Origin of the sequence: Streptococcus oralis (assembly GCF_003943385.1) — a bacterium.
In the GTDB taxonomy this organism is placed as follows: domain Bacteria; phylum Bacillota; class Bacilli; order Lactobacillales; family Streptococcaceae; genus Streptococcus; species Streptococcus oralis_CA.
In genome coordinates this window covers 20568-36724 of the sequence record NZ_RJPI01000010.1, presented here as the reverse complement: position 1 = coordinate 36724, position 16157 = coordinate 20568, and the positions used below count along the sequence as shown (strand labels likewise).

Sequence of the window (16157 nt, the reverse complement as noted above, 5' to 3'; positions counted from 1 at the left end):
TATTTGATTTGAAAGTAAAATAAAGTATATGGTATACTATAGGTATAAATCATTAAGATAATGGAGATTTTTATGAAAAAATCAAAAAAAATTTTAGTAACCAGCTTAGCAACTGCAACACTGGGACTCATTTCACTTACAGATACAACTGGAGCCTTTCCTTTTTCTGCTCAGCATGTTTCTGCTCAAGAAAAGGATGTATCTAAAAATGGTAAGGTTGTAAAAGAGAATACAACTTCGGCGCCAAATCAAGCTGAGAAATCGAAAACACCAGCGCAAAAGCCTGCTGAGAAATCGAAAACACCAGCGCAAAAGCCTGCTGAGAAACCAAAAACACCAGCGCAAAACCCTGCTGAGAAACCAAAAACACCAGCGCCGAAACCCGCTGAGAAACCGAAAACACCAGCACAAAATCCTGCTGAGAAACCGAAAACATCAGCACAAAAATCTCCTGAGCAGGCAAAAAATATAACTCCTAAAGAGGATAAGTCCAAATCTACAGCTCAGTCTGGTTGGGTAGGCTCATCATACTATCAAAATGGTACTAAAGTTACTAATAAGTGGATTTTTGATAAAAAAGCTAATTCTTATTTCTATCTAAATGCATCGGGAAATTATGTCCAAAATGCCTGGGTCGGCAATTACTATCTTAAATCAGATGGTAAAATGGCTAAGAACGAATGGATTTATGATAAAAAATACTCTGCACATTATTATTTAACAGGAGAAGGTAGCTACGCTCGTAATACATGGGTAGGTAATTACTATCTCAAATCAGACGGGAAGAGAGCTAAAAATGAATGGATTTATGATACGAAATCGAGTTCATATTTTTATCTAACATCAGAAGGAAGTTCTGCTCGTAACACTTGGGAAGGCAATTACTATCTTAAATCAGATGGTAAAATGGCTAAGAGTGAATGGATTTATGATAAAAACTATGGATCCTATTATTATCTAACAACAGAAGGTAGCTACGCTCGAAACACATGGGTCGGCAATTATTATCTTAAATCAGATGGTAAGATGGCTAAAGCAGAGTGGATTTACGACAAAAACTATGGATCCTATTATTATCTAACCGCAGAAGGTAGCTACGTACGTAACAAATGGGTAGGTAATTACTATCTAAAATCAAACGGTAAGATGGCTAAGAATGAATGGATTTATGACACAAATTCCCTCTCTTACTATTATCTAACAGCAGAAGGTAGCTATGCTCGTAACAAATGGGAAGGCAATTATTATCTCAAATCAGATGGTAGGATGGCTAAAAGTCAGTGGGTAGATGGTGGCCGTTATTATGTTGATCCGAATGGTCTATGGCTACCAAAGTCAACAGATGGGAATCCATACTCAGCAGCTTTAAATGAAGCAAAAAGTTATAATAGGAATCATTATTCAAAAAAAAGAATTTATAAGTTATTAATTCTTTTTGGGTTTAATAGTGATGTTGCACAATACACTATCGATCATTTGTATGCAGATTATAAGGCAAATGCCTTAGCTAGAGCAAGGGATTATCGTAAATATACTAACCTCTCAAAAACAGAAATTCATGAGAGACTACTCTCATCCTCATATTTTACTGGTGAATTTACTGAAGAAGAAGCAAGATATGCCATTCAACATCTTGATGATTAATCATTTTGATTAGTGAACAATTTTGAAATATTTAATGTTGACTTTGTAGTACGCAAACCTTTGCACAAAACAGATGATTTTGTTATACTATATCTGTAAGCATTTTCAATTAAAAAGGAGAAGACGATGAGTCAAAAGATTATTGGGATTGACCTTGGTGGAACATCTATCAAGTTTGCAATTTTAACTCAAGAGGGAGAAATCCAAGAAAAATGGTCTATCAAGACTAATATTTTGGATGAAGGAAGCCATATCGTAGATGATATGATTGAGTCTATTCAACATCGTTTGGACTTGCTTGGATTGTCAGCCACAGACTTCCGAGGGATTGGGATGGGATCACCTGGTGTGGTTGACCGTGAAAAAGGAACTGTTATCGGTGCCTACAACCTCAACTGGAAAACCCTTCAACCAATTAAAGAAAAGATTGAAAAAGCCTTGGGTATTCCATTCTTCATCGATAATGATGCCAACGTGGCTGCTCTTGGTGAGCGCTGGATGGGTGCTGGTGAAAACCAACCAGACGTTGTCTTTATGACACTTGGTACAGGTGTTGGTGGCGGTATCGTGGCAGAAGGAAAATTGCTTCACGGTGTTGCTGGTGCAGCAGGTGAGCTTGGCCACATCACTGTTGACTTTGACCAACCAATCGCATGTACCTGTGGTAAAAAAGGCTGTCTTGAGACAGTTGCTTCAGCAACAGGGATTGTCAACTTGACTCGTCGTTATGCAGATGAATACGAAGGCGATGCAGCCTTGAAACGTTTGATTGACGATGGGGAAGAAGTAACTGCTAAAACTGTTTTTGATTTGGCTAAAGAAGGAGACGACCTTGCCTTGATCGTTTACCGTAACTTTTCACGTTACTTGGGGATCGCATGTGCCAATATTGGCTCAATCCTCAACCCTTCAACGATTGTTATCGGAGGTGGGGTATCAGCTGCAGGAGAATTCCTTCTACAAGGTGTTCAAAAAGTCTACGACGAAAATACCTTCCCACAAGTACGCACATCCACAAAATTGGCTCTTGCAACTCTAGGAAATGACGCTGGAGTTATCGGAGCGGCATCACTTGTATTGCAATAAGATAATAAAAGGGGAAAAACACTACTTTAAAGCCAGTGATTTTCCTCCTTTCTTTTTTTATGCTATACTAGTTAGGACAATAAATGAGGTGAGAGTAAATGACAAAAGCAGATACGATTTTTAAAGAGAATATTGAACGAATCCTCAAAGACGGCGTCTTTTCCGAGCAGGCACGTCCCAAGTACAAGGATGGGACTGTTGCCAACTCCAAGTACGTAACGGGTGCCTTTGCCGAGTATGATTTGTCTAAAGGGGAATTTCCCATCACAACCTTGCGTCCCATTGCGATCAAATCTGCCATCAAGGAAGTACTCTGGATTTACCAGGATCAGTCGAATAGCCTAGAAGTGCTCAATAGCAAGTACAATGTTCACTACTGGAATGACTGGGAAGTGGGAGATACGGGAACCATCGGTGAGCGCTATGGTGCGGTCGTTAAGAAGCACGATATCATTAACAAGATTCTCAAGCAGTTGGAAGCCAATCCTTGGAACCGTCGCAATATCATCTCTCTTTGGGATTACCAAGCTTTTGAGGAGACAGATGGCCTTCTTCCTTGCGCCTTTCAGACCATGTTTGATGTCCGTCGTGTTGATGGGGAAATCTATCTGGATGCGACTTTGACCCAGCGTTCTAATGATATGCTGGTGGCCCACCACATTAACGCTATGCAGTACGTGGCTTTGCAGATGATGATCGCCAAGCATTTTGGCTGGAAGGTTGGGAAGTTCTTCTACTTTATCAACAACCTCCATATCTATGATAATCAGTTTGAACAAGCAGAGGAATTGCTCCGTCGTGAGCCGTCAAACTGCCAACCTCGCTTGGTCTTGAATGTGCCAGATGGGACCAATTTCTTTAACATCAAAGCCGAAGACTTTGAGTTGGTTGACTATGATCCGGTCAAGCCACAACTGAAGTTTGATTTGGCTATTTAAGAAAATAAAAAGAAGTTGAGATTTCTCAACTTCTTTTGTTGCTTAATGTGATACGCGGCGGCGAGCTGCTTTTTTGCGGTTTTCTTCGATGAAAGCTGCTTTTTGCTCTTCTGGCTCAATCACTTTCTTTTTAATTGCGTATACTGCACCTGCAACGGCAGCGACAGTTCCTGCGACACCTGTTACAAGACCTTTAGCGAATCCTTTAGCCATGAGTCTTCCTCCTTTATCTTCCCGAACAGTCAGGCTCCTCAAGAGGTAGCATTTTTCTGACTGACCTTTTTGTGATATAATAATAGTAACGAAAAAATGGGAATTTTTCAAGGAAAAAAGATGAAAACAAAAATAATTGTGATTGTTGGACCGACAGCTGTTGGGAAGACAGCCCTTGCTATTGAAGTGGCCAAGCGCTTTGGTGGAGAGGTGGTCAGCGGTGATAGTCAGCAAGTTTATAGAGGGTTAGATATTGGGACGGCCAAGGCTAGCCCAGAGGAGCAAGCAGCTGTTCCTCATCATTTGATTGATGTCAGAGAGGTGACCGAGTCTTACTCGGCTTTTGATTTTGTTTCAGAAGCTAAGGCAACCATAGAGGATATCCAAAGTCGTGGCAAGCTTGCTATTATCGCTGGTGGGACTGGGCTTTATATCCAGAGCTTGTTGGAAGGATACCATCTAGGTGGGGAGACACCTCATGAGGAGATTTTAGCCTATCGAGCTAGTTTGGAGCCTTATTCAGATGAGGAATTAGCCCATCTCGTGAAGCAAGCAGGCCTTGAAATTCCCCAGATCAACCGTCGTCGTGCCATGCGTGCCTTGGAAATTGTCCATTTTGGTCAGGATTTGGAAAATCAGGAAAGTCCTTATGAACCACTGATTATCTGCTTGGATGATGAACGCAGTCAGCTTTATGACCGTATCAACCACCGAGTGGATTTGATGTTTGAGGCTGGCCTTTTGGATGAGGCCAAGTGGCTCTTTGACCACTATCCAGATGTGCAGGCAGCCAAAGGCATTGGCTATAAGGAACTCTTTCCTTATTTCCGTGGGGAGCAAACTCTTGAGGAAGCGAGCGAGAGTCTCAAACAGGCGACTCGTCGTTTTGCCAAGCGTCAGTTGACCTGGTTCCGTAATCGCATGCAAGTCACCTTTTATCAGATAGGAGAGCCTGGCATGCAGGACTGCATTTTAAGCCAGATAGAGGAGTTTTTAGATGATTGAAACGGAGAAAAAAGAGGAGCGAGTCCTGCTCATCGGTGTAGAATTGCAGGGCATGGACAATTTTGACCTCTCCATGGAAGAACTGGCTAGTCTAGCAAAAACTGCTGGGGCAGTCGTTGTGGATAGCTACAGACAAAAACGTGAAAAATACGACTCCAAGACCTTCGTAGGTTCTGGTAAGTTGGAAGAAATTGCGCTCATGGTGGATGCAGAAGAAATTACTACTGTCATTGTCAACAACCGTCTGACACCACGGCAAAATGTCAATCTAGAGGAAGTTCTGGGAGTTAAGGTTATTGACCGTATGCAGTTGATTCTAGATATCTTTGCCATGCGGGCTCGAAGTCATGAAGGGAAACTCCAAGTGCATTTGGCCCAGCTTAAGTACCTCTTACCCCGCTTGGTTGGTCAGGGGATTATGCTCAGCCGCCAGGCAGGGGGAATTGGTTCCCGTGGACCTGGTGAAAGTCAGCTGGAATTGAACCGTCGAAGTGTTCGCAATCAAATCACAGATATCGAGCGCCAGCTCAAGGTGGTTGAGAAAAATCGGGCGACAGTCAGAGAAAAGCGTCTGGAGTCAAGCACCTTTAAGATTGGTTTGATTGGTTACACCAATGCTGGGAAATCAACTATCATGAACACCTTGACCAGCAAGACCCAGTATGAAGCAGATGAGCTGTTTGCGACCCTGGATGCGACGACAAAGAGTATCCATCTGGGGGGCAATCTTCAGGTGACCTTGACTGATACGGTTGGCTTTATCCAAGATTTGCCAACAGAATTGGTGTCCAGTTTCAAGTCGACCTTGGAAGAAAGCAAGCATGTGGACCTTCTGGTTCATGTCATCGATGCCAGCAATCCTTATCACGAGGAGCATGAAAAAACAGTCCTCTCCATCATGAAAGACTTAGATATGGAGGATATTCCTCGCCTGACCCTTTATAATAAAGCGGATTTGGTGGAGGATTTCACGCCTACTCAAACGCCGTATGCATTGATTTCAGCTAAGTCTAAAGATAGTCGAGAACAGTTGCAGGCTTTATTTTTAGAGAAAATCAAGGATATTTTCGAACCCTTTACCCTGCGCGTGCCTTTTTCTAAGTCCTACAAGATTCACGATCTAGAAAGTGTGGCGATTCTTGAAGCTCGTGACTATCAAGAGGATGGAGAAGTGATCACAGGCTACATTTCGGAGAAAAATAAATGGAGATTAGAGGAATTTTATGACTGATATTAAAACGTTGGCTCTAAAGTATGGAGGTTATACAAGTCTAGATAAGGTCTATCTAGATCAGCTTCTAGCTGGCAAAACAGAGCAGGAGCAGTTGGCACTTATCACCCCCCCGCCTAGTGTAGTGAATGCTTACTTTGCTGAACTCTACCAGAAAAAGAGTCCTCAAGCTGCGACGGATTATTTTGCAGAACTCAGTCAGGAACTGAACCTCTACAATGCTGAGCCAAGCTTCATCCTAGAAAGCAAGCCCTTTATCCGTCTCAATCTATCAGGCAAATCCTTTGGCTTTTGCTACGAGGAAGATGGTCTTGGACGGATTTTCTCTGAAAATGCAGAGGTTATTTCGGATGACTTGCTTTTTGAGATTGCGCAAATTTTTCCCCATCAACTAATCTTTGAAGAGTCTGGAAAGATTTACATGAAGCATGCCGGAGAAGAGGAAGTTGTTAGCGTGGAAAGTCTCACAGCCTTGACAGACTTGGAAAGTTTAGCAGATGGTCGTAAACGTCTCAAAGGCTACAGTCAAGAGGATTTACTGCAAGAAGCTGTTGCTTTTTCTGGTAAGCACTATTTCCGATCGGAAAACCGCACAGCCATGTTATATATTGATTAATTAGAAAGTATCGAATGGATATTCAATTTTTAGGAACAGGGGCTGGTCAGCCCTCTAAAGCCCGCAACGTCTCTAGTCTCGCCCTGAAACTCTTGGACGAGATTAACGAAGTTTGGCTCTTTGACTGTGGGGAAGGAACGCAAAATCGCATTCTGGAAACCACGATTCGACCACGGAAGGTCAGCAAAATATTTATCACTCACTTGCATGGAGACCACATCTTTGGCTTGCCAGGATTCCTTTCTAGTCGTGCCTTTCAAGCCAATGAAGAGCAGACAGATTTGGACATCTACGGACCTCAAGGGATCAAGTCCTTTGTCTTAACCAGTCTACGTGTGTCGGGTTCTCGTCTGCCTTACCGCATTCATTTTCATGAGTTTGACCAAGATTCTCTAGGGAAAATCCTTGAGACCGATAAATTCACAGTGTATGCAGAAGAGCTGGACCACACTATTTTCTGCGTTGGCTATCGTGTCATGCAAAAGGACTTGGAAGGAACGCTGGATGCTGAAAAACTCAAGGCTGCAGGTGTGCCATTTGGCCCACTTTTTGGAAAAATCAAAAACGGTCAGGACGTTGTTCTCGAAGACGGAACTGAAATCAAGGCAGCTGACTATATCTCAGCTCCCCGTCCGGGTAAGATTATCACTATTCTTGGTGACACCCGAAAAACCAATGCCAGCGTGCGTCTAGGCGTCAATGCTGATGTCCTGGTCCATGAGTCAACTTATGGAAAGGGCGATGAGAAAATTGCCCGTAACCATGGTCACTCAACCAATATGCAGGCTGCGCAAGTAGCAGCAGAAGCAGGAGCCAAGCGCCTCTTGCTCAATCATATCAGCGCCCGCTTCCTCTCAAAAGATATTAGCCAGCTCAAGAAAGATGCGACCACTGTTTTTGAAAATGTCCATGTGGTTAAAGATCTGGAAGAAGTTGAAATCTAGAAGTTATTGAAAGGACGAAGCATGTTTACTATTCTCATTACAGGAGCTAGCGGTGGCCTAGCCCAAGAAATGGTCAAACTCTTGCCAGATGACCAACTCATCTTACTAGGTAGAAACAAGGAAAAACTGTCGGAGCTATATGGAAATCATCCCCATGTAGAATTGATTGAAATCGATATTACTGATGACTCGGTTCTAGAATCTCTGGTAGATGACCTCTATCTCCGTTATGGTAAAATTGATGTCTTGATTAACAATGCTGGCTATGGGATTTTTGAAGATTTTGACCAGATTTCTGACAAAGACATTCACCAGATGTTTGAGGTCAATACCTTTGCCCTGATGAACCTTTCTCGTCAAGTTGCTACTCGCATGAAGGAAAGTCGAAAAGGCCATATCATCAATATCGTCAGCATGGCAGGTTTGATAGCGACTAGCAAGTCCAGTCTCTACTCAGCGACCAAGTTTGCGGCTATTGGATTTTCAAATGCTCTGCGCCTCGAACTCATGCCCTATGGTGTCTATGTAACGACGGTCAATCCAGGTCCAATCCGCACAGGATTTTTTGACCAAGCAGACCCAGATGGGACCTACCTCAAGTCGGTTGACCGCTTTCTCTTAGAACCAGATGCAGTCGCTAGAAAGATTGTCAAAACCATAGGAAAAAACAAACGGGAACTCAATCTCCCAGTTTTGTTGAACCTAGCCCATAAGTTTTATACCCTCTTTCCTAAACTAGCTGATAAGTTGGCAGGGGGAATCTTTAATTATAAGTAAAAAAGTTCCTTACAAAAGGAACTTTTTTATAATATTTAACTGAGTGTCAAAAATTGTTTGATTTTGTTTTAAAACTACATTCATATTTTTAAAATCCTCTACAAATTATAGAAAAAAGAATCAAAAGTATGATTTTTATGCTGCCAGTATTGAAGTTTCTTATATTATTTTATAAAATAAGGGTAAAAGGCTATGGAAAAGTAATACGCTTACAATGAAATGGAAGCGGTTACTAAAGGAGGATTTTATGGAAAAAGGCCATTGGAATCGTAAAAGAGTCTACAGTATTCGTAAGTTTGCTGTAGGCGCTTGCTCTGTCATGATTGGAACCTGTGCGGTTCTATTTGGAGGAAGTGTCGTTGGAGAATCACCAGTTTTCGCGGATGAAACTCCTATCACCCACACTGTGGAACAAGCAAAAGAGGAAAGTCCGGCAGTGGAGGAAAAAGAAGATCAAGCTGTAGCAGAGCAGAAGAATGCTGCAAGTGTTGACCAGAGTCAAGTTGCTCCAATTGAAGCAAGCAAACCAGAGAAGAAAGAATACGAACCTGCAGCTCCAAAAGAGGAAAAAGCATCTTCTAAACCTGAAGAAACAGCTCCAAAGGTAGAATCTCAAGCTTCAAGTCAAGAAAAGCCTGTCAAGGAAGATTTGAAAGCTGTGACAAATGAAGAAGTGAATCAAATGATTGAAGATAGAAAAGTGAATTTTAATCAAAATTGGCACTTTAAACTCAATGCAAACCCCAAAGAAGCTGTGAAACCAGATGCAGATGTGTCAACATGGCAAAAATTGGCTCTCCCACACGACTGGAGTATCTTTAACGATTTTGACCATCAGTCACCTGCTCAAAATGAGGGTGGGCAGCTCAATGGTGGTGAAGCTTGGTATCGCAAGACATTTAAACTTGATGAAAAAGATCTCAAGAAAAATGTTCGTGTCACCTTTGATGGTGTCTATATGGACTCTCAAGTCTATGTCAATGGCCAGTTAGTGGGACATTATCCAAATGGTTATAACCAGTTCTCATACGATATCACCAAATACCTTCACAAAGATGGTCGTGAGAATGTGATTGCTGTCCATGCGGTTAACAAACAACCAAGTAGCCGTTGGTACTCAGGTAGTGGTATCTACCGTGATGTGACCTTGCAAGTGACAGATAAGGTTCATGTTGAGAAAAATGGGACAACCATCTTAACACCAAAACTTGAAGAACAGCAACACGGCAAGGTTGAAACTCATGTAGCCAGCAAAATCGTCAATACAGATGATAAAGACCATGAACTGGTGGCAGAGTATCAAATCGTTGAACGTGGTGGTCAGGCTGTAACAGGCGTGGTTCGTACAGCGAGTCGTACCTTGAAAGCACATGAATCAACAAGCCTTGATGCGATTTTAGAAGTTGAAAGACCAAAACTCTGGACAGTTTTGAATGACAAACCTGCCTTGTATGAACTGGTTACGCGTGTTTACCGTGACGGTCAGTTGGTTGATGCTAAGAAGGATTTGTTTGGTTACCGTTACTATCACTGGACTCCAAATGAAGGTTTCTCTTTGAATGGTGAACGCATTAAATTCCATGGTGTTTCCTTGCACCATGACCACGGAGCACTTGGAGCAGAAGAAAACTATAAGGCAGAATATCGTCGTCTCAAACAAATGAAGGAGATGGGTGTTAATGCCATCCGTACAACTCATAACCCTGCAAGTCCACAGACCTTGCAAATAGCTGCAGAACTTGGTTTGCTGGTTCAGGAAGAGGCTTTTGATACCTGGTACGGTGGAAAGAAACCTTATGACTACGGACGTTTCTTTGAAAAAGATGCTACTCACCCAGAAGCTAGAAAAGGTGAAAAATGGTCTGACTACGATCTTCGTACCATGGTCGAAAGAGACAAAAATAACCCAGCTGTCTTCATGTGGTCTATCGGGAATGAAATCGGTGAAGCCAATGGTAATGCTCACTCTCTTGCAACGGTTAAACGCCTAGTAAAAGTGATTAAAGATGTTGATACTACACGTTATGTTACCATGGGAGCAGATAAGTTCCGCTTTGGTGATGGTAGCGGTGATCATGAGAAAATTGCTAATGAACTGGATGCGGTTGGTTTCAACTACTCAGAAGACAACTACAAGAAACTTCGTGCGAAACATCCAAACTGGTTGATTTACGGTTCAGAAACATCTTCAGCAACCCGTACACGCGGTAGCTATTATCGTCCTGAACGTGAATTGAAACATAGCAACGGACCTGAACGTCATTACGAACAGTCTGACTATGGTAATGACCGAGTTGGCTGGGGTAAAACGGCAACAGATTCATGGACTTTTGACCGTGACAACGCTGGCTATGCTGGACAGTTTATCTGGACAGGTACGGACTATATAGGTGAGCCTACACCATGGCACAACCAAAACCAAACTCCCGTTAAGAGCTCTTATTTTGGAATCGTAGATACAGCTGGTATTCCAAAACATGACTTCTATCTCTACCAAAGTCAATGGGTTTCTGCCAAGAAGAAACCAATGGTGCACCTTCTTCCTCACTGGAACTGGGAAAACCCTACTTTAAAAGCGAATGTGGCTGATGCAGACGGAAAAATCCCAGTTCGTGCCTACTCTAACGCTGCAAGTGTTGAATTGTTCTTGAACGGTCAATCTCTCGGTGTTAAAAAGTTCAACAAAAAACAAACTAGTGATGGCCGTACCTACCAAGAAGGTGCGAATGCTAAGGAACTCTACCTCGAGTGGAAGGTTGCTTACCAACCAGGTACCTTAGAAGCAGTAGCTCGTGATGAAGCTGGTAAAGAAATTGCACGTGACAAGATCACGACTGCAGGCCAACCTGCAGGTGTTCGCCTCGTCAAGGAAGAACACGCAATCGCAGCAGATGGAAAAGACTTGACATACATCTACTACGAAATCGTTGACAGTCAAGGAAATGTAGTACCAACTGCCAATAATCTGGTTCGCTTCCAATTGCACGGACAAGGTCAACTGGTCGGTGTCGATAATGGGGAACAAGCCAGTCGTGAACGCTATAAGGCGCAACCAGATGGTTCTTGGATTCGCAGAGCCTTTAACGGTAAAGGGGTTGCCATTGTCAAATCAACTGAACAAGCAGGCAAATTCACGCTGACAGCTCATTCAGATCTCTTGAAATCTGGTCAAGTAACAGTCTTTACTGGTAAGAAAGAAGGACAAGAAAAGACAGTTCTAGGGACAGAGGTACCAAAAGTACGTACTGTTATCGAGAAAGAACCAAAAATGCCGAAGACCGTCGCTTTTGTCTATAGTGATGGCAGTCGTGAAAAACGTCCAGTAACATGGTCTTCTGTTGATGTGAGCCAAGCTGGAGTTGTGACAGTTAAAGGCATGGCAGACGGACGTGAAGTAGAGGCTCGTGTTGAGGTTCTAGCAATTGCGAAAGAACTACCAACAGTTAAACGTGTTGCCCCAGGAACAGATTTGAATGCTGTTGATAAATACGTTTCTATCGCTGTAACAGATGGAAGCGTTCAAGAATACGAAGTGGATAAGTGGGAGATTGCGGCGTCAGATAAAGCCAAACTTTCAGTCGCAGGGTCACGTATTCAAATGACTGGTCAATTAGGAGGCGAAACCGTACATGCTACTCTTGTAGTAGAAGAAGGCAATCCTGCAGCACCTGTAGTGCCAACTGTAACTGTTGGCGGTGAAGCTATCGCAGGACTTACTAGTCAACATCCAATGCAATACCGCACTCTTGCTTACGGTGCATCCTTGCCAGAAGTTGTAGCAAGTGCTGAAAATGCGGATGTTACTGTAGTCCAAGCAAGTGCAGCAAACGGTATGCGTGCAAGCATCTTTGTTCAACCCAAAGATGGTGGTCCGCTTCAAACCTATGCAATTCAATTCCTTGAAGAAGCACCGAAAATTGACCATTTGAGCTTACAAGTGGAGCAAGCTAACGGTCTTAAAGAAGACCAAACAGTGAAATTGTCTGTACTTGCTCACTATCAAGACGGAACACAAGCAGTTTTACCAGCTGATAAAGTGACCTTCTCTACAAGTGGTGAAGGGGAAGTCGCAGTTCGTAAAGGAATGCTTGAGTTACATAAGCCAGGAGCAGTCACTCTCAAAGCAGAATATGAGGGGGCTAGAGGCCAAGTTGACCTCACTATCCAAGCCAACACTGAGAAGAAGATTGCGCAATCTATCCGTCCGGTAAATGTAGTGACTGACTTGCATCAAGAACCAAGTCTTCCAGCAACAGTAACTGTTGAGTATGACAAAGGTTTCCCTAAAACTCATAAAGTCACATGGCAAGCTATTCCAAAAGAAAAACTAGACCATTATCAAACCTTTGAAGTTCTAGGTAAAGTTGAAGGCCTTGACCTTGAAGCGCGTGCTAAAGTCTCTGTAGAAGGCATCGTTTCAGTTGAAGAAGTTAGTGTGACTACACCAACTGCAGAAGCACCACAATTACCAGAAAGTGTTCGTACCTACGATTCAAATGGTCATGTTTCATCAGCTAAGGTTACATGGGATGCGATTCGTCCAGATCAATACGCCAAGGAAGGTGTCTTTACAGTCACTGGTCGCCTAGAAGGTACGCAATTAACAACTAAACTTCATGTTCGTGTGTCTGCTCAAACTGAGCAAGGTGCAAACATTTCTGACCAATGGACCGGCTCAGAATTGCCACTTGCCTTTGCTTCAGACTCAAATCCAAGCGATCCTGTTTCAAACGTCAACGATAAATTGATTTCCTTTAATGACCGACCAGCCAACCGCTGGACCAACTGGAATCGTAGTAATCCAGAAGCTTCAGTCGGTGTTCTATTTGGAGATTCAGGTATCTTGAGCAAACGTTCCGTTGATAATCTAAGTGTCGGATTCCACGAAGACCATGGAGTCGGTGCACCGAAGTCTTATGTGATTGAGTATTATGTCGGTAAGACCGTTCCGACAGCTCCTAAAAACCCTAGCTTTGTAGGCAATGAAGAACATGTCTTTAACGATCCAGCTAACTGGAAACCAGTTACCAATCTAAAAGCCCCAGCTCAACTCAAGGCTGGAGAAATGAATCACTTTAGCTTTGATAAAGTTGAGACTTATGCTGTGCGCATTCGCATGGTTAAAGCAGATAATAAGCGTGGAACTTCTATCACAGAAGTACAAATCTTTGCAAAACAAGTTGCGGCAGCCAAACAAGGACAAACAAGAATCCAAGTTGACGGCAAAGATTTAGCAAACTTCAACCCTGATTTGACAGACTACTACCTTGAGTCTGTAGATGGAAAAGTTCCTACAGTAACAGCAAGTGTTAGCAGCAATGGTCTTGCTACCGTTGTTCCAAGTGTTCGTGAAGGTGAGCCAGTTCGTGTCGTCGCGAAAGCTGAAAATGGTGACATCCTAGGAGAATACCGTCTACACTTTACAGGCAATAAAGACTTACTCTCTCGTAAACCAGTTGCTGCGGTCAAACAAGCTCGCTTATTGCAACTAGGTCAACCACTTGAATTGCCAACTAAGGTTCCTGTTTACTTCACAGGTAAAGACGGCTATGAGACAAAAGACTTGACAGTGGAATGGGAAAAAGTTCCAGCAGAAAATCTGACAAAAGCAGGTCAATTTACCGTTCGAGGCCATGTCCTTGGTAGTGACCTCGTTGCTGAGTTCACTGTACGAGTGACGGACAAACTTGGTGAGGCTCTCTCAAACAACACTAACTATGATGAAAACAGTAACCAAGCCTTTGCTTCTGCAACTAATGATATTGATCCAAGTTCACATGACCGTGTAGACTATATCAATGATGGAGACCACAATGAAAATCGCCGTTGGACAAACTGGTCTCCAACACCATCTTCTAATCCAGAAGTATCAACAGGTGTTATTTTCCGTGAAAATGGTAAGATTGTAGAACGGACTGTTGCGCAAGCCAAACTTCACTTCTTTGCAGATAGTGGAACGGATGCGCCATCTAAACTCGTTTTGGAACGCTATGTCGGTCCAGAGTTTGAAGTGCCTACCTACTATTCAAACTACCAAGCCTATGATGCAGCCCATCCATTCAACAATCCAGATAACTGGGAAGCTGTTCCTTATCGTGCGGATAAAGATATTGAAGCTGGTGATGAAATTAACGTAACATTTAAAGCTGTGAAAGCCAAAGCCATGAGATGGCGTATGGAGCGTAAAGCAGACAAGAGCGGTGTTGCGATGATTGAGATGACCTTCCTTGCGCCAAGCGAATTGCCTCAAGAAAGCACTGCATCGAAGATTCTTGTAGATGGAAAAGAACTTCCTGACTTCGCTGAAGATCGTCAAGACTACCAAATTACCTATAAAGGTCAACGTCCAAAAGTGACCGTTCAAGAACGCAATCAAGTAGCTTCAACAGTTGTAGATAGTGGCGATAATAGTCTTCCAGTACTTGTTCGTCTCGTTTCAGAAAGTGGAAAACAAGTCAAGGAATACCGTATCCAGTTAACCAAGGAAAAACCAGTTTCTGAGAAAACAGCCCCTGCTATTCAAGAAGAGAATCCAAGTCTTGAGGTTGTCGAAAAGGAACTTGCCTTCCAGACTGTTGAAAAAGAAGATCCAAGTCTATATGTAGGTGAAAGTCGTGTAGAACAAGAAGGACAAGTTGGTAAGGAACGCATTCTTACATCTGTTAGTCCAGACGGAACTCGTGAAGAGAAACTCCGTGAAGTGATCCAGGCTCCTGTTAACCGGGTTCTTCTCGTTGGAACTAAGCGAGGTACAGCCCAACCACTTGATGGAGCTGCAGGTTTGGTTCATGAAAAACCAGAGCTTCTGGTTGAAGAAGAGGCAATTGATTTCAAAGTTCAAGAACGTAAGACTGACAAACTTTATGTGGGTGAAAGTCGTGTTCTTCAAGAAGGTCAAAAAGGTGTTCGTATTCATCTAGTAGAAGTCGAAAACGGTAAGCGTACATTGAAAGAAACTTTTGATAAGATAGTTGCGCAAGATCGTATCGTGGAAGTAGGAACTAAACGTGGTACGGCTCAACCGCTTGATGGTGTCAAAGATTTGGTTCATCACAAGCCAGAGCTCCTAGTGGAAGAAGAGGAAGTTGATTTCCAAGTTCAAGAACGTAAGAACGATAAACTTCCAGTAGGGAAAACTCGTGTGATCCAAGAAGGTCAAAAAGGTGTTCGTGTCCACCTAGTAGAAGTCGAAAATGGTAAGCGTACATCGAAAGAAACCTTTGATAAGGTAGCATTGCAAGATCGCATTGTGGAAGTGGGAACTGCTGTAGCACAAGAAGAACTAAACCCACAAGTTCCTGTCAATCCAGATGCGCACCAACTGGCTCAAACAGGAGCACAATCTCAAGAAGAAAAAGTGACACAAACTGAAAAAGGTCACCTTCCAAATACAGGAAGTGAGTCTCAGGTGTCAGCTTTAGCAGCAGGATTGGCTATCTTGGGCTTAGGTGCAGGCCTTGCAGCTACTACTCGCAAAAAAGAAGATTAAGTTTAGTTACAAGCTAAACTGAACAGGAAAAGGCCAGAGTGACGCTCTGGTCTTTTTCGTCTGAGTTGTAATAGTAAATAAATGTTTAGAATAGTCAATCCTATTCCAAATGGATTTTGTTCAAAATTCATAAAGTGCCCTTCACACTTATAAAAAGAGAGGTCGTGTTTGAAAATAATTGATAAATATGCTACAATAGTAGGCACTGGTAATT

General features: G+C 42.8%; 10 protein-coding genes. 9 read left to right on the top strand and 1 reads right to left on the bottom strand.

Annotated features, from left to right (window positions below; genetic code table 11):
* Nucleotides 1-72 precede the first annotated feature (72 nt).
* The 3 genes from D8803_RS07655 (at nucleotide 73) to D8803_RS07645 (ending at nucleotide 3668) form a co-directional block, all read left to right on the top strand.
* Nucleotides 73-1644, top strand: a complete 1572-nt coding sequence (locus D8803_RS07655; protein WP_131200753.1) for an Ltp family lipoprotein — start codon at nucleotides 73-75, stop codon at nucleotides 1642-1644.
* A gap of 126 nt (nucleotides 1645-1770) precedes the next feature.
* Nucleotides 1771-2730, top strand: coding sequence for an ROK family glucokinase (locus tag D8803_RS07650; RefSeq protein ID WP_000078551.1), 960 nt, complete (start codon nucleotides 1771-1773; stop codon nucleotides 2728-2730).
* 98 nt (nucleotides 2731-2828) lie between these two features.
* Nucleotides 2829-3668: a thymidylate synthase gene (locus D8803_RS07645; protein WP_131200752.1), complete on the top strand. Its 840-nt coding sequence runs from the start codon at nucleotides 2829-2831 to the stop codon at nucleotides 3666-3668.
* Between the two features lie 42 nt (nucleotides 3669-3710).
* Here D8803_RS07645 and D8803_RS07640 read toward each other — a convergent pair whose 3' ends face one another.
* The gene (locus D8803_RS07640) at nucleotides 3711-3881 is read right to left on the bottom strand and encodes a DUF3042 family protein (RefSeq protein WP_001051782.1); all 171 of its coding nucleotides are present in this window, start codon (nucleotides 3879-3881) and stop codon (nucleotides 3711-3713) included.
* A 120-nt stretch (nucleotides 3882-4001) separates the two neighbouring features.
* Here D8803_RS07640 and miaA point away from each other — a divergent pair, with 120 nt between their 5' ends.
* The 6 genes from miaA to bgaA all read left to right on the top strand — a co-directional run bounded on the left by miaA (nucleotide 4002) and on the right by bgaA (nucleotide 15943).
* Nucleotides 4002-4886, top strand: coding sequence for a tRNA (adenosine(37)-N6)-dimethylallyltransferase MiaA (gene miaA, locus D8803_RS07635; protein WP_131200751.1), 885 nt, complete (start codon nucleotides 4002-4004; stop codon nucleotides 4884-4886).
* Nucleotides 4879-6117, top strand: coding sequence for a GTPase HflX (gene hflX / locus D8803_RS07630; RefSeq protein ID WP_131200750.1), 1239 nt, complete (start codon nucleotides 4879-4881; stop codon nucleotides 6115-6117). Before miaA ends, hflX begins: the two co-directional genes overlap by 8 nt.
* Entirely contained in the window at nucleotides 6110-6733 is a 624-nt protein-coding gene (locus tag D8803_RS07625; protein ID WP_131200749.1) for a cystathionine beta-lyase, read from the top strand. Before hflX ends, D8803_RS07625 begins: the two co-directional genes overlap by 8 nt.
* A gap of 14 nt (nucleotides 6734-6747) precedes the next feature.
* Nucleotides 6748-7677: a ribonuclease Z gene (gene rnz, locus D8803_RS07620; protein ID WP_131200748.1), complete on the top strand. Its 930-nt coding sequence runs from the start codon at nucleotides 6748-6750 to the stop codon at nucleotides 7675-7677.
* A gap of 21 nt (nucleotides 7678-7698) precedes the next feature.
* Complete coding sequence (locus tag D8803_RS07615; protein WP_131200747.1) at nucleotides 7699-8454, top strand: SDR family NAD(P)-dependent oxidoreductase; 756 nt, start codon at nucleotides 7699-7701, stop codon at nucleotides 8452-8454.
* A 247-nt stretch (nucleotides 8455-8701) separates the two neighbouring features.
* Nucleotides 8702-15943, top strand: coding sequence for an LPXTG-anchored adhesin/beta-galactosidase BgaA (bgaA, locus tag D8803_RS07610; protein ID WP_131200746.1), 7242 nt, complete (start codon nucleotides 8702-8704; stop codon nucleotides 15941-15943).
* The last annotated feature ends 214 nt before the right edge of the window (nucleotides 15944-16157 follow it).